Raw genomic sequence first — 23,114 nt, 5'->3', positions numbered from 1 at the left:
CGGGTGGTCGGCCGCACTGAAGCAGCGTCCAGTCTGGAAGCGCAAGCGACCGGCCTGCACGCTACCCCTCGCCCCATGGCGGCCGGCCACCCTCCCTGCATCCCGGCACGGCAAGGACGCTCGCCCCATGCACATCCGCGACTGGCCCAACGCCGAGCGCCCGCGCGAACGCTTGCTCGCCCACGGTGCCGGCGTGCTTTCCGATGCCGAACTGCTCGCCATCTTCATCGGCTCCGGCCTGCGCGGCCGCGACGCCATCGCCACCGCGCGCGAACTGCTGCAGGCGCATGGTCCGTTGCGCGCGCTGCTGGAGCGGGCGCCGATGGAGCTGGCGCGGCTGCCAGGGCTGGGCCCGGCCCGCGCCTGCCTGCTGGCGGCTGCGCTGGAGCTGGGCCACCGTCACCTGGAGGCCGACCTCGAACGCGGCATCGCCATCGACGACCCGATGTCGGCCGGCCGCTATTTCGCCCAGCGATTGCGCGGGCAACCGCGCGAGGTGTTCGCGGTGCTCTTCCTCGACACCCGCCATCGCGCGCTGGCGTTCGAGGAGATGTTCCGCGGCACGCTCGACGGCGCCGAGGTCCACCCGCGCGAAGTGGTCCGCCGCGCCCTGGCGCACAACGCCGCCGCGCTGATCGTCGGCCACAACCACCCCAGCGGCAATCCCGAGCCCAGTGCAGCCGACCGCGCGCTCACCGCCCGGCTGAAGCAGGCCCTGTCGCTGGTCGACCTGCGCCTGCTGGACCATTTCGTCATCGCCGACGGGCCGCCGGTGTCGATGGCGGCGCGCGGCTGGGTGTGAAGGCCGGCCGGCCCGGAACCGTCGCGCCCCGTCGCGTACAATCCCGGGTCCCGCAACACCCGCAGACTCCCCGTGAAAGCCACTCTCCGCGCCCTGGTGGCGCAGGCCATCGACGCCCTCCGCGCCGCCGGCACCCTGCCGGCCGACCTGGCCACGCCCGAGTTCGTGATCGAGCGTCCCAAGAGCCATGCGCAGGGGGACTTCTCGACCAACGCGGCGATGCTGCTGGCCAAGCCGGCCAAGTCCAACCCGCGCGCGATCGCGCAGGCGCTCGTCGAGGCACTGCCGGCCAGCGCCGAAGTGGGCAAGGTCGAGATCGCCGGCCCCGGCTTCATCAACTTCCATGTCGCCGAGAGCGCCTGGCGCGCGCGCATCGGGCAGGTGTTCGAGCAGGGCGTGAATTACGGCCGAAATTCGACCGGGAAAGGCCATCGCGCCGGCGTCGAATTCGTCTCGGCCAACCCGACCGGCCCGCTGCACGTCGGCCACGGCCGCGCGGCGGTGATCGGCGACTGCGTCGCACGCGTGCTCGATGCCAACGGCTGGGACGTGGCGCGCGAGTTCTACTACAACGACGCCGGCGCGCAGATCAACAACCTCGCCATCTCGGTGCAGGCGCGCGCGCAGGGCAAGGGCCCGGGCGACGCCGGCTGGCCGGAAGACGGCTACCGCGGCGACTACATCCGGGACGTCGCCCAGGCCTACCTCGACGGCGCCAGCATCGAAGTCGACGGCCACGTCGTCACCGGCGAGAAGAACCCTGACGACCTCGACGCGATCCGCCGCTTCGCCGTCGCCTACCTGCGCCGCGAACAGAACCTGGACCTGGCCGCTTACGGCGTCGGCTTCGATGTCTACTTCCTCGAGTCGTCGCTGTACAACGACGGCAAGGTCGAGGAGACCGTGCGCGAGCTGGTCAAGCATGGCCACACCTACGAGGAAGGCGGCGCGCTGTGGCTGCGCAGCACCGACTTCGGTGACGACAAGGACCGCGTCATGCGCAAGTCCGACGGCACCTACACCTACTTCCTGCCCGACGTGGCCTACCACCTGTCGAAGTGGCAGCGCGGCTACGAGCGCGCGATCACCGAACTGGGCGCCGACCACCACGGCAGCCTCGCCCGTGTCCGTGCGGGCCTGCAGGCGCTGGACTGCGGCATTCCGCAGGGCTGGCCGGAATACGTGCTGCACCAGATGGTCACGGTGATGCGCGGCGGCGAGGAAGTGAAACTGTCCAAGCGCGCCGGCAGCTACGTCACCCTGCGCGACCTGATCGACGAAGTCGGCCGCGATGCCACGCGCTGGTTCCTGATTGCGCGCAAGCCCGATTCGCAGCTGACCTTCGACATCGATTTCGCCCGCAGCCAGTCGCTCGACAACCCGGTCTACTACGTGCAGGTCTCGCATGCGCGCATGTGCGGCCTGGTGCGCCAGCTCAAGGAGCGCGGCCTGGGTTACGACCAGGCCAACGGCCTGGCGCAGCCGCTCGACCTCGACGATGCACCGGCACGCGAACTGGTGTCGACGCTGCTGCGCTACGCCGACGTGGTCGAGACCGCCGGCCGCGACCTCGAGCCGCACCAGATCGCCGTCTACCTGCTGGAGCTGGCACAGACCTTCCAGACGTACTACAACGACCACCAGTTCCTGGTCGACGACGCCAACACCCGCGATGCACGGCTGGTGCTGGCGATGGCGACGCGCCAGGTCCTGGCCAACGGTCTCGAACTACTGGGCGTCAGCGCCCCCGAGGTGATGTAAGTGGCAGCACGACGCGGCAAGACACAGGCAAAGCGCAACCAGGGAAATGGCGGCGGCCTGCCGGGCTGGGCATGGATGGTCCTGGGCATCCTGCTGGCGGTCGTGGTGATCCTGGTGGCGCCGAAATACCTCAAGTCCGGCGGCGACGGCTTCTTCCGTCCGCAGCCGAACCCGGATGCCCGGCCGGCGACGGTGTCGAGCGGCGAAGACGATGCGATCGCCGCTGATGGCGACAGCAGCGAGCCTGCGTCCAAGCCCAAGCGTGGCAATGGCGAGGCCAAGAAGGACACCGATTACGACTTCTACACCCTGCTGCCGGGCAAGGAAGTGCCGATGTCGGACGCCGAACTGGCCGCCAGCGAGCAGGCCGAGGCCAAGCGCAATGCCGCGGCGCAGAAGGGCAAGAAGGCCGACGATGCCGAGGCGGCAGCGGACAAGGCGTCCAGCGCCACCGTGGCAACGCTGCCCAAGCCGGTGGAGACCGCCGCGGCTTCGACGGCGGCCACCACCACGGCCAGCGAGCAGGTGCCGGTCGCCACGACCACGACTGCTACGGCCAGCACGTCGGCCGCAGCCGTGGCCGATGACGGCACGCGCTACCTGCTCCAGGCCGGCGCGTTCCAGGCGTCCGGCCAGGCTGAGGAAATGAAGGCGAAGATCGCCCTGCTCGGCCTCAGCGCGCGGGTTGAGTCGGCCGCCATCAAGGGCTCGACCGTCTACCGCGTCCGCATGGGGCCGTACGGCACTGCCAGCGACCTGGCCGACGCCAAGCGCAAGCTCGCCAGCGGCGGGTTGCCGGCACTGGCGATCAAGGTCAAGTAACCGGCCAGTACGAGCCGGTGGACCGCTTCCGCATCGCGACCGCGGTCACCGCGCCGGCTCACATTGCCGGCTAGACTGCCCCGATCTGCAGGGGGACGGCATGGACAAACGCATTCTTTGGGGCTGCATCGCGGCAACGGGCCTGCTGGTGCTGTTTGCCCTGGTCACGATCGTGTTCGATGCGCACTTGAACCAGGCCATCCGCACGCCGCTGGGCGACCTGCCCCTGCTCGACCTGCTGGGCGTGCTGGTGGCGATGGCCGCCGGCGGCGCGATTGCCGGCGCGCGCTTCGCCCGGATCGCCGCCCTGCTGATGGCAGTGGTCTGGTTGACGAGCGTCACGGTGCTGTCGGCCAAGCCGTCGATGCCGCTGCTGCTGGTGCTCAAGTTCAACGCGATGGCGATGCTGCTCTCGCTCGCCGTCGCGGTGCTGGGCGCCCGTCTTGGCGCCCGTCTTGGCACCCGTTTTGGGCCTGCGGCCCTGGCGCGGATCAGCCGCCGCGCTTGAGGGTGATCAGGGCCGAAGTGTCGGCTTCGCCCTGGCCGTGTTCGATCAGTTCGGCGTAATCGGCCAGGGCCTGCTCGACGGTGGCCAGGCGCAGGCCGCAATCGCGTGCGATGGCCTGCACGATGCGCAGGTCCTTGAGCATGTGCGCGCACTTGAAGCCCGGTGCGAACTCGTCGCGCATCATCGTCGCGCCGCGCTTTTCCAGGAACCAATTGTTGGCGGCGCCGGCCATCAGCGTCGGCAGCAGCCTGTCCGGGTTCAGGCCGAGCTTCTCGCCCAGCGCCAGGCCTTCGCTGACGGCCTCGTTGATGCCGGCGACGAGGACCTGGTTGACCGCCTTGGTCGCCTGGCCGGCGCCGGTGGCGCCCATGTGGCTGACGCGCGCGGCGTAGCTGTCGATCACCGGACGGACCTGGTCGAGCACTTCCGAATCGCCGCCCGCCATCACCGACAGCTTGCCGTTGCGCGCGCCCTCGACACCGCCGGACACCGGCGCATCGATGAAGGCGATGTTGTGTGCGCCGAGCATCGCCGCACAGCGGCGCGCGGTGTCGACCGCCACCGTGGAATGGTCGATCACGACGGCGCCTGGCTTGAGCACTTCGGCCAGCGCAGCCACGTTCTCGAGCACGTCGGCATCGAGCGAGACGCACAGCACCACCACGTCGCAGTCGGCGAAGTTCGCCGCCGAGCGCGCCGCCCGCACCGACAGCTCGGCCGCCATCGCGTCGGCCTTGGCCTGGGTGCGGTTTCCGACCGCGGTGAGCAGGCCCTTGTTGTGTATGTAACGCGCCATCGGCGCGCCCATCGCACCCAGGCCAATCAGTCCAACTTTCATCGTATTCATTCCGCTTGGTGGCAGGCGGGGCAGCGGTCGCTGCCACCTTCCTGACTGAAAACGCGATCCACCGCCGGGCGGGGACCGCTGTAGTCCGCGCCGGGGCGCGGAGTCGTGTTGTGTTGACGCTGATGCAGCGCCCTGGCGCTCAGGCCAGCGGCGTGTCATCCAGATAGGTGTAGCCGGTCAGGCCGGTTTCCAGGGCCGCGTCCATCCGTGCGGCCTCCTCGGCCGGCAGGCCCGCTGCGGCCACCTTGGCCTTGTAGGCGGCTCGCAGGTCCGACAGCCTGTAGCCGACGTAGTCGAGCATGACGTCGGTGGTGTCGCCGCGGCGCTGCTGGGTCAGCTGGTAGCCTTCGGCAGACTTGTCGTCGACGCGGACTTCGATCGCATCGGTGTCGCCGAACAGGTTGTGGATGTCGCCGAGGATCTCCTGGTAGGCGCCGACCAGGAAGAAGGCGATGCGGTAGCTCTCGCCAGCGCGCGGCGCGTGCAGCGGCATCGAGGTGTCCAGGCCTTCGTTCTCGACGTAGGTCTTGACCGTGCCGTCGGAGTCGCAGGTCATGTCGGCGAGGATGCCGCGGCGCGTCGGCGCCTCGTCCAGGCGCTCGATCGGCACGATCGGGAACACCTGGTCGATCGCCCACACATCCGGAATCGATTCGAACACGCTGAAGTTGACGAAGTACTTGTCGACCAGGCGATCGTTGAGCTCGTCGAGCAGCTCGCGATGGCTCTTCTCGTCGAAGCTCAGGCGTTTGCGCACGGCGTGGGCGATGGCATAGAACAGGTCGTCGATGCGCGCGCGGTGCACCAGGTCGATCTGGCCGAGCGCGTACAGCGACAGGCCCTCGCTGTGGTGATGCTGGGCCTCGTGGAACAGCTCCACGGCCGGGCGCTGGTCGAGCTCGGCATAGACCTCGCGCAGATGACGGATCACCGCCGGCTCGTCGTCGTGCTCGTCGGGGATGCGGCCTTCCGGCGCTTCCTCGACCTCCGACACGTTGGCCACCAGCACCGCGTGGTGCGCGGTCATCGCGCGGCCGCACTCGGTGACGATGCGCGGCGGCACCAGGCCGTGCTCGGCGCAGGCTTCGGCCAGCGGCTGGACGATGTTGCTGGCGTACTGGTGCACGCCGTAGTTGATCGAGCAGTAGCCGCGCGAGCGCGTGCCTTCGTAGTCGATGCCCAGGCCGCCACCGACGTCCATGTAGGCGATGCCCGCGCCCAGGCGCGACAGCTCGACGAAGTAGCGCGTCGCCTCGCGCATGCCGTTGGCGATGTCGCGGACGTTGGAGATCTGCGAGCCCATGTGGAAATGCAGCAGCTGCAGGCAGTCGGTCATGCCGGTGTCGCGCAGCTTCTTCCACAGGTCCAGCACCTGGCGCGGCGAGAGGCCGAACTTGGCCTTGTCGCCGCCGCTGTTCTGCCACTTGCCCGCGCCCAGGCTGGCCAGGCGCATGCGCACGCCCAGACCGGGCTTCACGCCCAGCGCCGCGGCTTCTTCCATCACGATGGCCAGCTCGGACGGCTTCTCGATGACGATGAAGGTCTGCATGCCGAGCTTGCGGCCGATCAGCGCCAGGCGGATGTACTCGCGATCCTTGTAGCCGTTGCAGACGATCAGGCCGCCGGGGCGGCTCAGCGCCAGTACGGCCATGAGCTCGGGCTTGCTACCGGCCTCCAGGCCAAAGCCGTCGCCGTGGTGCGAGGCCAGCGTGCCGGCCACGCCCTGGTGCTGGTTGACCTTGATCGGGTAGACCGCGGTGTAGCCGCCGGCGTAATCCCACTCGGCCTGGGCCTGGGCGAAGGCTGACTGCAGCTTGCCCAGGCGGTCGCCGAGGATGTCGGGGAAACGCACCAGCAACGGCAGCTTGGCGCCATTGCCGCGGGCGCGGTCGACCACTTCCGGCAGCGACACGTCCGGGCCCTGCGCACCGCGCGGACGGACCACGACCTGCCCGGCCGCGTTCACGTCGAAGTAACCCTCCGACCAGTGCGGGATCGAGTAGGTCTTGCGGGCCTGATCAAGCGACCAGTGGGACATCGGCGAGGGTCCGGCGGAGGTGGGGGACGCGCATTCTACAGCCCACCGCCCCGCAGGCCGTCGACAGCGTCGGGACACCTCCGCGAGCGCTTCCCGCGGCGCCCAGGGAGCCGGTCCGGCGTCGGCGCATGGGGACGGCCAGGGTTGTCACGGCCGGTCCGGTACAATGCCGCCCCCTTTCCCCGCCTGCCTCCGGTCCGCTCGCGCGCACGTCGACGGACATCCCCGGACAGGCCATCTCCCCTGGGACGAACCGGCATGAGCAACGACACCTCCTGGCATTACGAGAACTTCGAACCGACCGGTTCGGCGATCGGCTATCGCATCACCCGCAAGCTGGACGAGGTGCAGTCGCCGTTCCAGAAGATCGAGATCTTCGAGAGCACCGACTGGGGCAACCTGATGCTCATCGACGGCGCGATGATGCTGACCACGAAAGACAACTTCTTCTATCACGAGATGATGTCGCACCCGGCGCTGTTCACCCATGCCGCGCCGAAGAAGGTGGTGATCATCGGCGGTGGCGACTGCGGCACGCTGCGCGAGGTGCTCAAGCACCCGGGCGTGGAGAGCGCGGTGCAGTGCGATATCGACGAGCAGGTCACGCGCATGGCCGAGAAGTGGTTCCCGGAACTGTGCGACGCCAACGGCGACCGGCGCGCGACGCTGATGTTCGACGACGGCATCGCCTACATGAAGAACGCCGAGCCCAACAGCCTCGACGTGGTCATCGTCGATTCGACCGATCCGGTCGGCCCGGCCGAGGGCCTGTTCAACAAGGCCTTCTTCGAGAGCTGCTTCCGTGCCCTCAAGGACGACGGCATCCTCGTGCAGCAGTCCGAGTCGCCGCTGATGCTGCTGGAGCTGATCAAGGAAATGCGCGCGGAGATGGGCAAGGCCGGCTTCACCAGCTTCCAGACCCTGCCGTTCCCGCAGCCGTGCTATCCGACCGGCTGGTGGAGCTGCACGCTGGCGCGCAAGGGCAAGGGTTTCGATTTCCGCGAGGCCGACGCGCGCGCGAAAACGTTCCAGACCCTCTACTACACCGCCGACACCCACCAGGGCGCGGCGAAGCTGCCGCCGTTCGTCGCGGCCGCGCTGGGCGAGTAACCCCTGCGCCACGGCTTCACCAGAAGTTTCACCAGGAGCCCCGCGATTGCGGGGCTTCTGGTTTCCGGACGCGCGTGCTTCAGCCCGCTGCGGTGAGCGTATCGCGCCCTTCACCGGTGCTGCGGCGGGAGGCGTGCCGCAGCGCGCGAAGCTGCAGGAACGGCCGCTCGACCGCGTAGTGCAGCGCCGCGCCCACGGCGAGCGTCGCCACCGCGTAGACGGCGAAGGCCAGCAGGCCGCGCCCGTGGAGCCACGGGTCGAAATGGACTTCCACCGCACTAAATACCGGCTTGTGGCTCAGGTACAGGCTGTAGGACACCGCCGCGATCCACGCGGCGCCCGGCACGCGCCAGCGGCCGATCCAGCTGCGCGTGCCCGCCGCGGCGACGACCAGGCAGGCGATCGCCGCCGACAGCACCGGCCACCCAATCGAATTGCCGGCCAAGCCGCCGCGCTGGCGGAACAGCCATAGCGCCAGCGCCATCATCGCCAGGCCCAGCAGCGCGAAGGCATTGCCACGTTCGCCCATGCGCGCCCACAGCGCCGGGCGGTACACCGCGATCGTCGCCAGCACCACGCCCGCCAGCAGGCCGTCCAGCCGGTTCCAGGTCGGGTAATAGATGTCTTCGATGTACCAGTTGCGCGGTGGATCCAGGGCGTTGTCGTGCAACCACACGCCGCTGCGCAGGCCGATGCCGGCCAGCAACACCAGCACGCAGACCGTGATGAACTTCGTCGCCGACGGCCGCCTCGTCAGACACCACGCCAGCGCCGGGAAGACCAGGTAGAAGTGCTCCTCCACGCACGATGTCCACGCCCATCCCAGCCGTAGCGCGAGAGCCAGGCGAAATCGGGACCGAGGCCGCCGACCAGGAAGGAATGGAACAGCATCACCCAGATGACGGCGATGGCGCGCAGCAGGTCCAGCCCGGGGAGTCGGCTCATTGGTGATGGGTGTGGTGGTGTTGCGCCATTCCGTGGCGCGACGGGCCTGCGGACAGGCGTGCTCGTCGTTCGATCGTGGCGTTACAGCGCGTCGCCGTCCATCTCGCCGGTGCGGATGCGCACGGCGCGTTCCAGGTCCCAGACGAAGATCTTGCCGTCGCCGATCTTGCCGGTGCCGGCGGCCTTCATGATTGCCTCGACCACCGCTTCGACCTGGTCGTCGGTGATGGCGACCTCCAGCTTGATCTTGGGCAGGAAGTCGACGACGTATTCAGCGCCGCGGTAGAGCTCGGTGTGGCCCTTCTGCCGGCCGAAGCCCTTGACCTCGGTGGCGGTGATGCCGGCCACCCCGGCCTCGGCCAGCGCCTCGCGCACGTCATCGAGCTTGAACGGCTTGATCACCGCCATGACCATCTTCATCGAATCTCTCCCGGTCCGGACCGGACCCGTGCTACGCGGCAGGATAGCGAAGACCGCGCCCGCGCGAGTAGCCATGCGCTACAGTGGCGCGCCCCGCTCGGAATTTCCTTACAGCAGGTTGCAGCAGGCGCCTACGGCGTCCTCACAGCCCTCGCCCCAAGCTGCGATAACTGCTGGAGGACACATCGCCCATGATCGACCTCAACCATATCGACGACCTCGCCCGCCGCCTCAGTACCCTGGTCCCGCCGGGCCTGCGTGAAAGCCGCGAGGAGCTCCAGCAGAACTTCAAGTCGGTGCTCCAGTCCGGCCTGGCCAAGCTCGACCTGGTCACGCGCGAGGAGTTTGAGGTGCAGCGCGCGGTCCTGCTGCGCACCCGCGAGAAGCTCGACGAGCTGCAGCGCACCGTTGCCGAGCTCGAAGCCCAGCTGGGTGGCAGCGCCTCGCCGCGCCACTGACCCGCCTCCCACACAGCCCCCCCTTTCCGATGAACCTGGCACTCGTGCACAGCCGTGCGCGATCGGGCGTTTGCGCGCCAGCGGTGCGGGTCGAGGTCTATCTGGCCGGTGGCCTGCCCTCGATGTCGATCGTCGGCCTGCCCGAAGCGGCGGTGCGCGAGGCCAAGGACCGGGTGCGGGCGGCGATCCAGTGTGCCCAGTTTGAATTCCCGGCCCGGCGCATCACCGTCAATCTCGCCCCGGCGGACCTGCCCAAGGAAGGCGGCCGGTTCGACCTTGCCATCGCCCTGGGCATCCTTGCCGCCAGCGGGCAGATCCCGCTGGAAGCCCTCAATGACTACGAGTTCGTCGGCGAGCTCGGCCTGACCGGCGAGCTGCGGGCAATCGACGGCGTGTTGCCGGCGGCACTGGCGACCGCACAAGTTGGACGGCGCCTGATCGTCCCCGCCGGCAACGGCGCCGAGGCCGCGCTTGCCAGCCAGGTCGAGGTGCGCACCGCGCGCACGCTGCTGGAGGTCTGCGCCCAGCTCACCGGCCGCAAGACGTTGCCGCTGGCCGAGGCCGTGCCTGGCGTGCGTGCCGTGCAGCCGGACCTGGCCGACGTGCGCGGCCAGGTGCTGGCGCGGCGCGCGCTGGAGATCGCCGCGGCCGGCGGCCACCACATGCTGCTGATTGGCCCGCCGGGCTGCGGCAAGACGCTGCTCGCCTCGCGCCTGCCCGGGCTGCTGCCGGAGGCGTCGGAAGCCGAGGCCCTGGAAGCGGCCGCGATCGCCTCGATCAGTGGCCGTGGCCTCGACCCGGCGCGCTGGCGCGAGCGTCCGTTCCGCTCGCCCCACCACACCGCCAGCGCAATCTCGCTGATCGGCGGCGGCGCGCAACCGCGACCGGGTGAAGTGTCGATGGCCCACCACGGCGTCCTGTTCCTGGACGAACTGCCCGAGTGGGAACGCCGCGCGCTGGAAGTGCTGCGCGAGCCGCTCGAGTCGGGCGTGGTGACGGTGTCGCGGGCGGCGCGCAGTGCCGAGTTCCCGGCCCGGTTCCAGCTGGTGGCGGCGATGAATCCGTGCCCGTGTGGCTGGGCCGGTGACGCATCCGGCCGCTGCCACTGCAGCGCCGAATCAATCCAGCGCTACCGCGGCCGCATCTCCGGGCCGCTGCTCGACCGCATCGACCTGCATGTCGAAGTCGCACGCTTGCCACCGGCGCAATTGCGGCCGGACGCGCCGGCCGGCGAAGACTCCGCGACGGTGCGTGCCCGCGTGGTCGCGGCCCGCGATCGGCAGCTGCACCGCAGCGGCAAGCCCAATTCGCAGCTGGGCCAGGCAGAGACCACCCGCGTTTGCCGCGTGGCGCCCGACGATCACGCGCTGCTTGAGCGCGCCGTCGACGCGCTGCAGCTGTCGGCGCGGTCGATGCACCGGATCCTGCGGGTGGCGAGGACCATCGCCGACCTGGCCGGCGGTACGCCCATCGCTACGGCACACCTGACCGAGGCGATCGGACTGCGACGCGCGGCGCGCGCACTGGACGCACAAGGCACGTGACAGGCGCCAGCGATCTGGCCCCTGCAAACCCGGTTGATTGACTCAGCCGCAGCGGTCGCCGCAGACTTTCGGACGCTCGAGGAAGTCGCGCGCGCCCTCGCGGGCTTCGCGCATCTCGGCTTCGGTGCCGCAGCGGGTGACGTTGACCGTGGTCCCGGTCTGCTTCTCGCGCCAGCACACCTGCTTGTTGTCCTGGCCGGCGCGCGTGCCCTTCACTTCGGCATTGATGCGCTCGAGCGCGTTCTCGAGCTGCACCTTCTCGTCCATCGACAACTGATCCAGCCGCGTCTTGCCTTGCGTCACTGCGAACACTTCCCGCTGCGACTTGTGGATCAGGTTGACCTGGCGCGCGGTCATGCCATTGCTCTTGCCTGCATCGAGGTCACGCTGCAGTTGCTGCTGCTGGGTGAGGATCGTCTGCAGGCCATCCTCGTGCGAAGCGGACTGCTGCGCAGCCGGCGGTTGCGCAGCTGGTTCCTGTGCGCCCGCCGCCGTCATCGCGGCGGTCAGCACTGCCAGCCATAGCCATCGTTTCATCGCCGCCCCTCCGGTGACTGCCTGCTACAGCGGGCAGATCAACGCATCAATTGACCTTGCCGCCACGGTCCATCTGGTTGCGGGCGGCGTCGCGCTCCTGGTTCCATTCCGCCGCGGTCTTGCACACGCGTTCCTTGCGCGTGCTGCCCAGCACCGCACGGCGCTCGCACACCATGCGCTCGTTCTCGGCCTTGTTGACTGCACCTTCGATCCACTCGAGCGTGTTGAACACTTCGGTCTTCTGCTCTTCGTTGAGATCGCTCGTGGAGCGCTTGCCTTCGATCAGGTGCAGCAGTTTGGCCTGCTTGCTCAGCAACTCGTCGCGCTCGGTCGCCGACAGATCGCGATACGGCCCGTCCTTGTTCTCGACGCCGTAGCGGATCTGTTGCTGCTGGGCGCGGATGTCGTCGAGCATCAGCACGCGGCTGTCGACGGAGGCATGGGCAACCGGCGCCGACAGCGCCAGGGCGAGGAGCAGACCTGCAAATTTCATGGGGGTATCCGACCGCCGGGGGAAGGGCTTGACATTACGCCACCTCCCCGGAGCCAACAACCGCCCGCAGGCGTGGGCCCCGGGCCTGTGGCCGGGGCCCAGCAAGCTTCAGCGCTTGAAGTTGTTCAGGTTCTCGAAGTCTTCGCGGGCGCGGTCCTTGGCCTCGCGTTCCTGGGCCGCCGTACGGCAGATCCGCTCGGTGCGGGTACTGCCCAGCGGCTTCTCGCGACGGCAGATCATGCGCTCGTCGTCGCTCTCCCGGTTGATGGCCACTTCCATCCACTCCAGGGTGTTGAACACTTCCGCCCGCTGGTCCTGGCTCAGCTCGCTTTCCGACGCCTTGCCATCGAGCATCCGCATCATGGTTGCCTGGCGCGACAGCAGTTCTACGCGGGTGGTGTCCGGCAGGTCCTTGTAGGGACCGCGCTGGGCAATGATGTCCTGCTGGATCTGCTTCTGTTGCGTCGTGATGGCAACGATATCGAGCGACTTCGGCGCTGCGTTGCCGTCCGCAGCCGCGGTGAACGATGCCAGCGCGAGCGCGGCAAACAAAACGAAACGCATTGGTGATCCCCTATTGGTACCAGGCCCCCCTTGGGCCCCATGGATAAGCTAGCCGGGCCGGCGGGTGTTGTCGATGAGGTCAATTCTCAGGGGCGGCGGCGGCCACCCAGACCGCCCCGGCCGGGTCCAGTTCGGCCGTTTCCATGACCTGCCCGCGCCAGCCGAAGCCGCAGATGGCCAGGGCCCCCTGGTGGATGGGGTCCAGGCCGAACGCCTGCTCCAGCTCGACCTCGTTGATCGCGCCGGTGATGAACGCGCCCAGCCCGGCCTCGGTCGCCGACAGATAGAGGGTCTGCGACAGGTGCCCGCCCTCCAGCGCGACCACGCGGTAGCCCTTGGCGTGGTGGCGGTACTTCCAGAACGTGCGGTCGAAGCGCGGCGACAGCAGCACGACCACGTGGGCGTCGGCGAACCAGTGCTGCTGGGCGACCATGCCCATCACGAACTCGCGCAGCGGCTTGTCCGGCCCGGCCAGCGGCTCCAGCGCGTGCTCGTGCGCCTGGTAGTGGTACAGCCCCGGCTCGACGCCTTCAACATGCTGGACGATCAGGTAGCACTCCATCGGGTGCAGGCCGCCGCCGGAGGGCACGTTCTTCTTGAGGAACACCAGGTCGTCGCTGACCCGCACCTGGGCCTGGGCGGCGAACACCCGCTGCAGCAGCTGCGCGAACAGCTCGTAGGGCACCTTGCGGGTGGGATCGAAATTGCGGCAGGTGGCGCGACGGGCGAGCAGGTCGTCGAAAGCGGTCGGGGCGATGCGGGGCAGCGGCCTCAGGGTCGAGGCATCGGCGCGGCTGGCGGCTTCGACCGGCGGGACGCCGAGGACCTGGCGCATCTGCACCGCGGTCTCGGTGCCGCTGTCCTTGGAGTTCTGCACGGTGTTCACCTCGCTCCAGCGGGTGAAGGCATGCAGCGTGGCGGCGAGCGGATGCCAATAGGTACCGCGCAGGGCTTCGTCGCGTGCGCGCATGGCGGAATGGGCAGGGGCGTCGCTGACCAACAGCCCTTCGGCGAGCAACCGCTCCACGGCGGTGCGGTCGGCGATGCCGGCGTCGTCGATCCACTGGCCGGGGCTCAGGTCGCCCAGCAATTCGCGCTCGGAAGCGTCCACTTCGACCTCCGTGCCCAAGTGTGGCGCCAGCGCCAGCCAGCGGCGGTCGCGGCGCAGACCGTCACCGCCGCCCAGCAGCACGGCCAGGTCGAATTCGGTCTGCTCACGAGGCTCGAGGAACAGCACGGCACAACGACGGATACGCATCCCCAGCCCCCAAAGGTCGAAGCGACTACTTTGCTTGCAACCGGCCCGGGGCGGAAGGAGCGTGCCTGCTCGGCACCCGCTCGGGTGCCGGTCACTGCCACCTAACGAGGGATCGTCATGCAGCTAGCTGTCGATGTGAGCAGTTCTGTCCGTCCGGTCGAAGCGAAACCCCGCACTGCCCCTTTCGATCCTGTCGTCGCGGATCGGTTGCTGGCGCTGTTGAGTACCGATGATGCGTTTCGACTGCAGTTCCAGCAGAGCCCGCAGGAAGCCTTGGCAAGCATTGGCTTTGCCCCTCCAGCAGGGGAAGAGTGGCCGATGTGCTTCTTCGGCATCAGCTTGGCATCCAAGAAGCAGATTGCCGAAGCCCGAAATGAAATCCGTTCGATGCTGCTGAGTGGCTTGAGTCAAACCACTCCACAGCTCGACACAAGTATCCCGGGGCGGGTGCGGAATTGATTCAAACAGGTTGATCGCGGCAGGGAGTATCAGGCCGATGGGTCAGCCACGCGGGGGCACCGGCCTATTACTGGTGCCCTTTCTAGATCCCGCCCCCGGCGACCATGCAGGTTGTGACGAACGGCACAGGCGGTTAGATTGCGCCATCACGGCCTGCCACGGGCCTATGAGGGGGAAACGGGGATGAACAAGGCACTGACCGCACCGCTGGATCCGACGATCGCTCGTCGGCTCCTGGACCTGCTTAGCACCGATGATCTGTTCCGCGCGCGCTTCCAGAACGACCACATCGCGGCACTGGTTTCCATCGGCTACGAGTCGCCTGACGCGGGCCAGATGACCGCTTGCGGCCTGCTGCCTTCCGCTCAGCCCGAAGCATTTCGTGACTGCAAGGTGCAGGAACTGGCGCCCAAGGAAGCCATTGCCGGGGCCCGAGAGGAGATTCTCGCGATGCTGACGCGCGGCCTGAATCAGACCACCCCCAAGCTCGACGCCCGCACAGCCGAGGCTCGCTTCACCCTGAAGTAGGCGAATGGCGCGGAGCATGCGTCCAAGCGGGAGCGAGATGCTTAGTGACTTCGCTCCCATCGCTCGCGTGCCCGTGCTGCTTGAGCGCCTCTGCCTCCCGCAACGCGGCGAGGTTGCTGTCGGCAACATTTAGGGCCTGCACGCAGATGCCGCATTCAATCTCGGCGTAGGCGAGACCGCGGTGCTGCTGCAACCAACGGGCCTGCTCCAGCGCAGGCCCGCTCTGGCCCGCATCCGTGTAGGCCTCCATTAGGGCAACGTGCGTCTGATATCGCTCCCTCCCGGTCACCAACGGGAGAAGCATGGCGATCGCATCTGTCGGCCGTCCGTCGCGACGAGCTCCTTCGGCGCGCAGCACGGTCGACAACTCCCTGACGCGTGTGGTCGAAGCGACCTGATGCTTACCCACCGCAGCCAGCGCGCGGGCATCCAGCGAGCGATCCCCCATACGCTGCGCGATGAGCGCAGACAGCAGGGCCAGCATTGCGTCACTTTCAGCGTCCGCATCGTAGTCCTGGGCAAGCGCCGAAAAGGCACCCTCCGCCGCCTTGTGGACCGAGGTCAGTGCGCTTTGGCGATTACCTGAGAGCCAGTCGGACACCGCTCCTGGGAGTAGAAATGCGCGGCTGTCGAATCCCGTTCCCTTTGCAAGGGCGCCCGCTTTCGCAGCCAACGCCTTGGCCTGTGCCCAGTTGGCACGATCCACGGCCATGCTCAAGCGTTCCTGATACGCATGGCGATCGTCTGCTTCCAGTTTGCTTTCGATAACGGCCGCTTTGTCGTATTGACGCTGGGCTGCCTCTACGGCCAGCTTTCGGCGCAGGCTGCCACTGTTTCCACGCGCGATCGCGTCATCGAATGCCTGGGTTGCCTGGGCATATTCCCCGAGCGCGAGATGCGCACGACCCTGTGCGTCTACGTCGATCACGGTGTCCGGCTGAGGAAGCTTCGCAGCTACTCTGGCGAAGGTCAGGGCTTCTCGGAATCGATTATCCGCAAGGAGCCAAAGCGCGGCATTGCTCTGTCCCGGCCCGAAGTCCGGGTACAAACGTGCCAGCTCCATCCATTTCCCGGTTGCAGTCTCTGGGGCATCGAAGCGCGCACCCCAAGCATCGAGGTAAAGCGCCTCTCTCGGCGGCAAGCGCGCGCGCAATGCTTGCGCACTACGGAGGGGCGCTACCGCCTTGGGCGCCTGCATGCGGGCGACCTGAACGCGCACCTGGCCCAACCAGGCCAATGCGAACTTGGGGTCGAGCTCAGTGGCCCGTGCGTAGTACCGCATGGCATCGTCGTACAGCCGCTCGCCGTATGCCTTCTGGCCAAGTGCGAAAGCTCGCAACGCGTCGAGGTTGCCGGTCGTTACCTGCGGAAGCGGCGCCGAATCCTGCTGAATGGATTCGATCGTCTCGCCGAGCGTCTCGCGCAGCGAGGCGGTTACATCGTCGATGGACGCGAGCGTCGAGTCCACGCCTGCACCGTCAGCGGTCTTGGCATAGACCGTAGTCTGGGTATGCGGATCAATCACCTCGGCGCTGACCCGAACTTTGCCGCCGACTTCAGCAACGGTTGGCAGGATCACCGCCCGCGCGCCATCACGAAGCGCAATCTCCGAAGCAATCGCGCGATCCAGCGCGGTGTCCGGCTTCAGCTGCATCCGCGCCAGCGTGTCACGCGCCTTCAGATCGCTGAGCACATTCACATACCGTGACTGCTCCAGGCTTATCCGGAACGCCTGCTCCAGCGAATCGTCGAGCACGCTCTGCCCGGTCAGGTTGCGCAGGTCCGCCACCACCACCCAGTCGCGCTGGTTGAAGGCGATCGCCGGGGCTGGCCGGGTCATGAACCAGATGCCGACGCCGAACAGGGCGACCACGGCCGCCTCGGCCACCAGCGATGCCGGGCGGCGCCACAGCGGGATGTCGCGCCAGGCCTTGGGCGTGTTCGGCGGCATCCGCAGCGGGGCGATGCCGGGTTCGCCGACCTCGTAGATCTGCTGGCTCTCGGGCACGCCCTTGAAGCGCCAGCGGCCGTGCAATTTCCACAGCAGCTGCTGGCCGCGTTCGCCCAGCTCGCGCGCGGCGCGATGCGCCAACGGCTCGGCGACGGATGACAGCAGGATCTGGCCGGGGCGGGCCATCGACATCAGGCGCGCGGCCATCGGCTTGGCCAGGCCTTCGACTTCCAGCGGCTTGGCACCGGCGAGCACGGCTTCGTCGGTATTGCGCCAGGTCAGCACTTCTCCGACGTGCAGGCCGGCGCGGGCCTTGAGCTCCATGCCGCGCGCGGCGCTCATCACTTCCAGGCTGCGGACGTAGTCGAGGGCGAAGCCGAGGCCGTCGATGGGCCGCTCGAACATCAGCAGCAGGCCGTCGGAGCGGTCGATCAGGCGGCCGCGCCAGCGCTGCTGGAGATCCAGCACGAGCCGGTCGTGGTCGCGGAACAGCGTCGCCGCCTCGACGTCGCCAATGCGCTCGACCAGGCTGGTCGAGTCGCACAGGTCGGTCAACAGCAACGTGCGCAGCTGCGGCGCATCGATGGTCGGGCGATGGGTCATCTCATTCATCGCTGGGGCGTTCCTCTTCGGCCTAGGCCGAGGTCAGTTCCGCATCGTGGTCCTGCCATTGCACTCGATTGCCGCCCATGCGCTTGGCGCGGTAAAGGGCGGCATCGGCGCGCGCATACCAGTCGTTCCAGTCTTTTTCCGGGTCGACCAGGCAGGCGCCGACGCTGAGCGGGCACATCAACGGGGCGCCATGCACCATCTGCATGAGGCCCTGGGCAGTGGAGACGATGAAATCGGCGAAACGCATCACCTCTTCGCGGTTGTCGGCGACCACCAGCAGGCAGAACTCGTCGCCGCCAAGGCGGCAGGCGAGGTCGTCGGGGCCGGCGACCGAGCGCAGGATGTTGGCCACGCCCTGCAGCACGCGATCGCCGATCAGGTGGCCGTGGTCGTCGTTGACCTGCTTGAAGCGGTCGCAGTCGATCAGCAGCAGGCCCATCGCCCGCGGCATGCCGAGCTTGCGGTACTCCTGCAGGTGCAGGGTCAGGCCGCGGCGGTTGTAGAGGCTGGTCAGCTCGTCGGTGCGGACCAGTTCCTCGGTCTGGTTGAGCTGGTGGGTGGCGGCGTAGAGGCTGTCGAGTGCGGACTCGAGTTCCTCGTTGCGGCGGCGCAGGCGGCGGATCAGGCTTTGTTCGTTGAGCACCACGCGCAGGATGGCGCGGCGCAGGAAGTACGAGACCAGGCCCGGGTCGCGATCGACCAGGCGCTGGAATTCCTCATGGCGCAGTTCGATCAGCAGGCCATCGCTGGCGGCGACGGCATCGGCGCTGCGGACGTGGTCGCCGATCAGCAGGCCCAGTTCGCCAAAGAATTCGCACGGACCCAGGCGCTTGCCGACGAGGTCCTCGCCGAAGTCCAGATCGATGACACCTCGCGCGATCACGAACATGGTGGTGCCCAGTTCGCCGCGACGGAACAGCAGCTGCCCTTCCTCGACGCGTCGCGGACGGCCGATCTCGGCGAACAGTTCGTATTCCGAATCGGTAAGCACCGCCGTCGCCACATCCGCCGACGCCGTGCTGGGACTGCCTGCGATGATTGGTTCGCGGGGTTGCATCAACGCCGCGCTGTCGCGATTCATCCCACGATCCCGGTCCGTGGTGAGGCTGGAGAATAGCACCTGAACGCGAAATACAACGCTGAAAAGGCCGCCGGGAGGTCGAGCGCCCGGTGCCGTGCCACCGGGCGACATGGCGCGCTGACTGGGCCCGGGATGCTCGGGAAAGGCCTGAAAACCAGCCCTCCCCGGCATTTCTCACCGGGGAGGGAGCGGCAACCGAGACTTTTTCTCAGGCGGCCGCGGCGCGCTTTTCGTGGAACTGCTCTTCCTCGGTCGACCCCTTCAGCGCCGTCGTCGAGGACTTGCCACCCTGGATGGTCTGGGTCACCGCATCGAAGTAGCCGGTACCGACTTCGCGCTGGTGCTTGACTGCGGTGAAGCCCTTGTCGGCCGCGGCGAACTCGGCTTCCTGCAGCTCGACGAACGCGCTCATCTGGCGGCGCGCATAGCCATGGGCGAGGTTGAACATGCCGTAGTTGAGGCTGTGGAATCCGGCCAGGGTGATGAACTGGAACTTGTAGCCGTAGGTCGCGATTTCCTTCTGGAACTTCGCGATGGTGGCGTCGTCGAGGTTCTTCTTCCAGTTGAAACTCGGCGAGCAGTTGTAGGCCAGCAGCTTGCCCGGGAACTTCGCGTGGATCGCTTCGGCGAACTTGCGTGCGAACTCCAGGTCGGGCTTGCCAGTCTCGCACCACACCAGGTCTGCGTACGGTGCATAGGCGAGGCCGCGGCTGATGGCCTGGTCGAGGCCGTTCCTGGTCTTGAAGAAGCCCTCGACGGTGCGCTCGCCGGTGATGAAGGGTTCGTCGTTCGGGTCGATGTCGGACGTGATGAGGTCGGCGGCTTCGGCGTCGGTGCGGGCGACGATCAGCGTCGGCACGCCCATGACGTCGGCGGCCAGGCGTGCGGCGACGAGCTTCTCGACTGCCTCGCGCGTCGGCACCAGCACCTTGCCGCCCATGTGGCCGCACTTCTTGACGCTGGCCAGCTGGTCCTCGAAGTGCACGCCGGAGGCGCCGGCCTCGATCATGCCCTTCATCAGCTCGAAGGCATTGAGCACGCCGCCGAAGCCGGCTTCGGCATCGGCCACGATCGGCTGCAGGAAGTCGATGTCGCCGCTGCCCTCGGCGCACTGGATCTGGTCGGCGCGCAGCAGGGTGTTGTTGATGCGGCGCACGACCTGCGGCACCGAGTTGGCCGGGTACAGCGACTGGTCGGGGTACATCTCGCCGGCGATGTTGGCATCGGCCGCAACCTGCCAGCCCGACAGGTAGATCGCCTTGAGGCCGGCCTTGACCTGCTGCATCGCCTGGTTGCCGGTCAGCGCGCCGAGCGCGTTGACGAACGGCTCGCTGTGCAGCGAGGCCCACAGCTTGTTGGCGCCGAGCCTGGCGATGGTGTGCTCCACCGGCACGGTGCCGCGCAGGCGCACGACGTCCTGGGCGCAGTAGGGGCGGTCGATGCCGGCCCAGCGCGCGTTGTTGGCCCAGTCGTGACGGAGTTGTTCAGCGGTCTGCAGTGCGGTGGTCATGGCGGTGCCCTCTGCTCTTTTCTTGGAGCCCTCCCCTTCAAGGGGAGGGTTGGGTGGGGATGGGTTGCAACTGCGTCAATCAAGACGTGCGTAGGCCGGCAGGGTCAGAAAGTCCTCCAGCACCTCCGCGTGGGTCAGGCGATCAAGCACGCCGATCGCTTCGTTGATGCGGCTCGCGCCGGGCATGCGCGCGCGGTCGCCGAGGCGGCCGGGCAGATTGATGAAGGCGCGTTCGAGCAGGGCGAAATCGACCTGCGTGCCGTCGTCGAGGTGCAGGCCGTCCCCGGGAGGCACTCGGCCGACCGGCTGATCGGCGTGATGCAGCCACTGCCACAGCTGGGTGCGGGCGATCTCTGCGGTGGCCGCGTCCTCCATCAGCCAGTGGATCGGCACGCAGCCGTTTCCGTCGAGCCAGGCGGCGAGGTAGCGAACGCAGACTTCGACATTGCCTTCGAAGCCGGCGCGGCTGATCGTGCCGAGCGAAGGCTTGATCAGGTCGTCGCGGGTGACCCACACGTCTTCGCGCAGCACGTGCCGCTGGTTCGGCGTGGGCATGCGTTCGTCAAAGATCTCGCGTGCCAGCGGTATCAGCGCCGGGTGCGCGACCCAGGTGCCGTCGTGGCCGGCGGTGACTTCACGCAGCTTGTCGGCGCGGACCTTGGCCATGGCGACTTCGTTCGCGGCTTCGTCGCCGCTGATCGGGATCTGCGCGGCCATGCCGCCCATCGCGTGGGCGCCGCGCTTGTGGCAGGTCTGGATCAGCAGTTCCGAGTAGGCCTTGAGGAACGGCTGGGTCATGGTGACCTGGGCGCGCTCGGGCAGCACCTTGTCGCGGTGCCGGCGGAAGGTCTTGATGTACGAGAAGACGTAGTCCCAGCGGCCGCAGTTGAGGCCGGCGATACGGTTGCGCAGCGCGTGCAGGATCTCGTCCATCTCGAACACGGCCGGCAGCGTCTCGATCAGCACCGTGACCTTGATCTGGCCCGGCGCCAGGCGCAGCTCGTGTTCGATGTGGCCGAGCACGTCGTTCCACAGCTGCGCCTCTTCCATCGACTGCAGCTTGGGGAGATAGAAATAGGGTCCGCGATCCTTCGCGGCGAGCACGTCCGAGTTGTGGAAAGCGAACAGGCCGGCGTCGAACAGGCTGCCCGACATCGGCACGCCGTCGATGCGGACATGCTTCTCGTCGAGGTGCCAGCCCCGCGGGCGGACCATGAGCACTGCCTGCTCCTCGAAGGGACGCAGGGTGTAGTGCTTGCCGGGCGTGCCATCGGCACCGGCAGCGGTGAACTCCAGGGTGCCGGCGACCGCGTCGATCAGCGCGCGCTGGCCGGCGATGAGGTTGTCCCAGGTCGGCGAGGTGCTGTCCTCGAAGTCGGCCATGTAGACCGTCGCGCCGGAGTTGAGCGCGTTGATGACCATCTTCGGATCGACCGGTCCGGTGATCTCGACGCGGCGGTCGAGCAGGGCCTGCGGCAACGGTGCGACCTTCCAGTTGCCGTTGCGGATGCCGGCCGTGTCGGCGCGGAAGTCGGGCAGGCCGCCCGCGTCGAAGAAGGCCTGGTGTTCGGCGCGGGCGGTCAGTCGGGCCTGGCGCGCCGACTCGAAACGGCGATGAAGTCCGGCGAGGAACCGGAGTGCAGCGGGGGTCAACACACGGTCCTGGCCCTCGGTCTGGGCCAGGACCTCAATAGCGCCCTCGTTTCCCCCCTTCGTCTCGCCGTCTTGCCGCTTGGCCATCACTGCCGACATGCCTGTAACTCCTTGGTCACCTTGGAAGGTCACCATGCGGCGGCGTGTGTTATTTGACAATCAAGATTTTTCAATGCTAATCATTAGATTCCTTAATACGCGTTGAAACCAATGGCCACTCAGCCGCCCAGCAGCCCGCGGTTCGCCTACAAGGGAGACCGCCTCAAGCCCCTGCGTGCGTTCTGCCAGACCGCTCGCCTCGGCTCGGTCTCACGCGCGGCTGAGGCGCTGTACCTGAGCCAGCCGGCAGTGACCCTGCAATTGCAGGCGCTGGAGCGGGAGCTGGGGATTCGGCTGCTGGAGCGCAGCGGGCGCCGGGTCACCCTCACCCGCGAGGGCCAGGAGCTCTACGAGCTGGCGCGACCGCTGGTGGAGGGCCTGGACGCCCTGGATTCGGTGTTCCTGGAGAAGATCCGCGGCCTGGATGCGGGCGAGCTCAATGTCGCCGCCGGCAGTTCGACGATCCTGTATCTGTTGCCGCGGATCGTCGAAGCCTTCCGTGCCACTCATCCGGAGGTGCGGCTGACGCTGCACAACGTCACCGGCGCCGGTGGTCTCGACCTGCTGCGCTCGGACGGAGTGGATCTGGCGGTGGGCTCGATGCTCGACGTCCCGGCCGACCTTAGCTATGAGCCGGTCTACCGCTTCGAGCCGATGCTGATCACGCCGCGCGACCACCCGCTGGCCCACAAGGAAGACCTGCACCTGCAGGACCTGTCGCCCTATGGCCTGATCCTGCCGCCGCAGCGGTTGACCACCTACCGCCTGATCGACCTGGTGTTCCAGCAGAACCGGGTGCCCTACACCGTCGCGCTCGAGGTCGGCGGCTGGGAGGTGATCAAGCAGTACGTGGCCATGGGCCTGGGGATCAGCATCGTCACGGCGATCTGCCTGACCGAGGCCGACCGCGAGCGGCTGTCGGCACGGTCGTTGGCGGAGTATTTCCCGTCCCGGACCTATGGCGTGGTGGTCCGCAAGGGCAAATATTTATCACCACAGGCCCGGGCATTTACAGAATTAATAAAGCCGGCGCTGTTTGAGCGCGAGGACTATTACTCGACCGGGCAGTCGGAGAGATAGGTAAAAAGCTGACCCCTCCCCGGCCCTCTCCTCC

21 protein-coding genes and 1 pseudogene are annotated in these 23,114 nt (G+C 67.8%); 10 read left to right on the top strand and 12 right to left on the bottom strand.

Translation table 11 applies throughout. The features are described 5' to 3' along the window. The first annotated feature begins 127 nt into the window (after positions 1-127). The 4 genes from radC (at position 128) to AC1DER_RS14780 (ending at position 3,893) form a co-directional block, all read left to right on the top strand. Positions 128-802: a RadC family protein gene (gene radC, locus AC1DER_RS14795; protein ID WP_477247564.1), complete on the top strand. Its 675-nt coding sequence runs from the start codon at positions 128-130 to the stop codon at positions 800-802. Positions 803-874: 72 nt separating this feature from the next. Further along, positions 875-2,563, top strand: coding sequence for an arginine--tRNA ligase (argS, locus tag AC1DER_RS14790; RefSeq protein ID WP_477247566.1), 1,689 nt, complete (start codon positions 875-877; stop codon positions 2,561-2,563). Beyond that, positions 2,564-3,385: an SPOR domain-containing protein gene (locus tag AC1DER_RS14785; protein ID WP_477247568.1), complete on the top strand. Its 822-nt coding sequence runs from the start codon at positions 2,564-2,566 to the stop codon at positions 3,383-3,385. It abuts the gene before it with no gap. Positions 3,386-3,485: 100 nt separating this feature from the next. Next, positions 3,486-3,893, top strand: a complete 408-nt coding sequence (locus AC1DER_RS14780; RefSeq protein WP_441815813.1) for a hypothetical protein — start codon at positions 3,486-3,488, stop codon at positions 3,891-3,893. Here AC1DER_RS14780 and AC1DER_RS14775 read toward each other — a convergent pair. Both AC1DER_RS14775 and speA read right to left on the bottom strand, forming a co-directional pair. After that, positions 3,877-4,899: an NAD(P)-dependent oxidoreductase gene (locus AC1DER_RS14775; protein ID WP_441815812.1), complete on the bottom strand. Its 1,023-nt coding sequence runs from the start codon at positions 4,897-4,899 to the stop codon at positions 3,877-3,879. The genes AC1DER_RS14780 and AC1DER_RS14775 overlap by 17 nt on opposite strands. Beyond that, a complete protein-coding gene (speA, locus tag AC1DER_RS14770; RefSeq protein WP_477247571.1) occupies positions 4,880-6,778 on the bottom strand; it encodes an arginine decarboxylase in 1,899 nt (632 codons plus the stop codon). The genes AC1DER_RS14775 and speA overlap by 20 nt, the downstream gene beginning before the upstream one ends. A gap of 258 nt (positions 6,779-7,036) precedes the next feature. Here speA and speE point away from each other — a divergent pair, with 258 nt between their 5' ends. Continuing rightward, entirely contained in the window at positions 7,037-7,888 is an 852-nt protein-coding gene (gene speE / locus AC1DER_RS14765) for a polyamine aminopropyltransferase (RefSeq protein WP_441815810.1), read from the top strand. Positions 7,889-7,967: 79 nt separating this feature from the next. Here speE and AC1DER_RS14760 read toward each other — a convergent pair. Next, positions 7,968-8,833: pseudogene (locus AC1DER_RS14760) on the bottom strand (acyltransferase family protein). An 81-nt stretch (positions 8,834-8,914) separates the two neighbouring features. Then, positions 8,915-9,253, bottom strand: coding sequence for a P-II family nitrogen regulator (locus tag AC1DER_RS14755; protein ID WP_158732151.1), 339 nt, complete (start codon positions 9,251-9,253; stop codon positions 8,915-8,917). A gap of 191 nt (positions 9,254-9,444) precedes the next feature. Here AC1DER_RS14755 and ubiK point away from each other — a divergent pair, with 191 nt between their 5' ends. Further along, the gene (ubiK, locus tag AC1DER_RS14750; protein WP_200608360.1) at positions 9,445-9,711 is read left to right on the top strand and encodes a ubiquinone biosynthesis accessory factor UbiK; all 267 of its coding nucleotides are present in this window, start codon (positions 9,445-9,447) and stop codon (positions 9,709-9,711) included. Between the two features lie 29 nt (positions 9,712-9,740). Further along, positions 9,741-11,255: a YifB family Mg chelatase-like AAA ATPase gene (locus AC1DER_RS14745; RefSeq protein WP_477358092.1), complete on the top strand. Its 1,515-nt coding sequence runs from the start codon at positions 9,741-9,743 to the stop codon at positions 11,253-11,255. Between the two features lie 42 nt (positions 11,256-11,297). On the opposite strand, the gene AC1DER_RS14740 is transcribed toward AC1DER_RS14745, so the two are convergent. From AC1DER_RS14740 to AC1DER_RS14725, 4 genes are all read right to left on the bottom strand, one after another. Beyond that, positions 11,298-11,792 carry a hypothetical protein gene (locus AC1DER_RS14740; RefSeq protein WP_477245293.1) on the bottom strand — a complete coding sequence of 165 codons (495 nt, stop codon included), beginning with the start codon at positions 11,790-11,792 and terminating at the stop codon, positions 11,298-11,300. Between the two features lie 46 nt (positions 11,793-11,838). After that, entirely contained in the window at positions 11,839-12,285 is a 447-nt protein-coding gene (locus tag AC1DER_RS14735) for a hypothetical protein (protein WP_441815805.1), read from the bottom strand. Between the two features lie 108 nt (positions 12,286-12,393). Further along, complete coding sequence (locus AC1DER_RS14730; protein ID WP_477245296.1) at positions 12,394-12,849, bottom strand: hypothetical protein; 456 nt, start codon at positions 12,847-12,849, stop codon at positions 12,394-12,396. 79 nt (positions 12,850-12,928) lie between these two features. Continuing rightward, complete coding sequence (locus AC1DER_RS14725; protein WP_477245298.1) at positions 12,929-14,107, bottom strand: putative peptide maturation dehydrogenase; 1,179 nt, start codon at positions 14,105-14,107, stop codon at positions 12,929-12,931. A 117-nt stretch (positions 14,108-14,224) separates the two neighbouring features. On the opposite strand from AC1DER_RS14725, the gene AC1DER_RS14720 reads away from it, so the two are divergent. Continuing rightward, positions 14,225-14,566, top strand: coding sequence for an NHLP-related RiPP peptide (locus tag AC1DER_RS14720; RefSeq protein ID WP_477245300.1), 342 nt, complete (start codon positions 14,225-14,227; stop codon positions 14,564-14,566). Between the two features lie 183 nt (positions 14,567-14,749). Further along, on the top strand, positions 14,750-15,094 hold the full coding sequence (locus tag AC1DER_RS14715) for an NHLP-related RiPP peptide (protein WP_477245302.1): 345 nt from the start codon (positions 14,750-14,752) through the stop codon (positions 15,092-15,094). Here AC1DER_RS14715 and AC1DER_RS14710 read toward each other — a convergent pair. The 4 genes from AC1DER_RS14710 to aceB form a co-directional block, all read right to left on the bottom strand. Beyond that, complete coding sequence (locus AC1DER_RS14710) at positions 15,081-17,657, bottom strand: putative peptide modification system cyclase (protein ID WP_477245304.1); 2,577 nt, start codon at positions 17,655-17,657, stop codon at positions 15,081-15,083. The genes AC1DER_RS14715 and AC1DER_RS14710 overlap by 14 nt on opposite strands. A gap of 22 nt (positions 17,658-17,679) precedes the next feature. After that, a complete protein-coding gene (locus AC1DER_RS14705) occupies positions 17,680-18,738 on the bottom strand; it encodes a GGDEF domain-containing protein (protein ID WP_477245306.1) in 1,059 nt (352 codons plus the stop codon). 208 nt (positions 18,739-18,946) lie between these two features. Beyond that, positions 18,947-20,248: an isocitrate lyase gene (aceA, locus tag AC1DER_RS14700; RefSeq protein ID WP_441815798.1), complete on the bottom strand. Its 1,302-nt coding sequence runs from the start codon at positions 20,246-20,248 to the stop codon at positions 18,947-18,949. A gap of 75 nt (positions 20,249-20,323) precedes the next feature. After that, complete coding sequence (aceB, locus tag AC1DER_RS14695) at positions 20,324-22,000, bottom strand: malate synthase A (protein ID WP_477245310.1); 1,677 nt, start codon at positions 21,998-22,000, stop codon at positions 20,324-20,326. 111 nt (positions 22,001-22,111) lie between these two features. On the opposite strand from aceB, the gene AC1DER_RS14690 reads away from it, so the two are divergent. Then, positions 22,112-23,080 (top strand): LysR family transcriptional regulator, encoded by a 969-nt coding sequence (locus AC1DER_RS14690; protein WP_477245312.1) that lies wholly within the window; start codon positions 22,112-22,114, stop codon positions 23,078-23,080. Positions 23,081-23,114 lie beyond the last annotated feature (34 nt).

This window comes from Lysobacter sp. 05T417 (genome assembly GCF_056396405.1).
Note: the sequence above shows the minus strand (reverse complement) of the source record. Positions and strands in the feature narration are given on the sequence as shown.

Excerpts from the sequence above, each read along its gene's own strand:
- AC1DER_RS14720 (WP_477245300.1), top strand. The coding sequence starts at position 14,225 with ATGCAGCTAGCTGTCGATGTGAGCAGTTCTGTCCGTCCGGTCGAAGCG.
- AC1DER_RS14730 (WP_477245296.1), bottom strand. The coding sequence starts at position 12,849 with ATGCGTTTCGTTTTGTTTGCCGCGCTCGCGCTGGCATCGTTCACCGCG.
- AC1DER_RS14715 (WP_477245302.1), top strand. The coding sequence starts at position 14,750 with ATGAACAAGGCACTGACCGCACCGCTGGATCCGACGATCGCTCGTCGG.
- AC1DER_RS14705 (WP_477245306.1), bottom strand. The coding sequence starts at position 18,738 with ATGAATCGCGACAGCGCGGCGTTGATGCAACCCCGCGAACCAATCATC.
- AC1DER_RS14725 (WP_477245298.1), bottom strand. The coding sequence starts at position 14,107 with ATGCGTATCCGTCGTTGTGCCGTGCTGTTCCTCGAGCCTCGTGAGCAG.
- AC1DER_RS14740 (WP_477245293.1), bottom strand. The coding sequence starts at position 11,792 with ATGAAACGATGGCTATGGCTGGCAGTGCTGACCGCCGCGATGACGGCG.
- AC1DER_RS14745 (WP_477358092.1), top strand. The coding sequence starts at position 9,741 with ATGAACCTGGCACTCGTGCACAGCCGTGCGCGATCGGGCGTTTGCGCG.
- AC1DER_RS14690 (WP_477245312.1), top strand. The coding sequence starts at position 22,112 with ATGGCCACTCAGCCGCCCAGCAGCCCGCGGTTCGCCTACAAGGGAGAC.
- ubiK (WP_200608360.1), top strand. The coding sequence starts at position 9,445 with ATGATCGACCTCAACCATATCGACGACCTCGCCCGCCGCCTCAGTACC.
- AC1DER_RS14780 (WP_441815813.1), top strand. The coding sequence starts at position 3,486 with ATGGACAAACGCATTCTTTGGGGCTGCATCGCGGCAACGGGCCTGCTG.
- aceA (WP_441815798.1), bottom strand. The coding sequence starts at position 20,248 with ATGACCACCGCACTGCAGACCGCTGAACAACTCCGTCACGACTGGGCC.
- speE (WP_441815810.1), top strand. The coding sequence starts at position 7,037 with ATGAGCAACGACACCTCCTGGCATTACGAGAACTTCGAACCGACCGGT.
- radC (WP_477247564.1), top strand. The coding sequence starts at position 128 with ATGCACATCCGCGACTGGCCCAACGCCGAGCGCCCGCGCGAACGCTTG.
- aceB (WP_477245310.1), bottom strand. The coding sequence starts at position 22,000 with ATGTCGGCAGTGATGGCCAAGCGGCAAGACGGCGAGACGAAGGGGGGA.
- speA (WP_477247571.1), bottom strand. The coding sequence starts at position 6,778 with ATGTCCCACTGGTCGCTTGATCAGGCCCGCAAGACCTACTCGATCCCG.
- AC1DER_RS14775 (WP_441815812.1), bottom strand. The coding sequence starts at position 4,899 with ATGACACGCCGCTGGCCTGAGCGCCAGGGCGCTGCATCAGCGTCAACA.
- AC1DER_RS14755 (WP_158732151.1), bottom strand. The coding sequence starts at position 9,253 with ATGAAGATGGTCATGGCGGTGATCAAGCCGTTCAAGCTCGATGACGTG.
- AC1DER_RS14710 (WP_477245304.1), bottom strand. The coding sequence starts at position 17,657 with ATGAATGAGATGACCCATCGCCCGACCATCGATGCGCCGCAGCTGCGC.
- AC1DER_RS14735 (WP_441815805.1), bottom strand. The coding sequence starts at position 12,285 with ATGAAATTTGCAGGTCTGCTCCTCGCCCTGGCGCTGTCGGCGCCGGTT.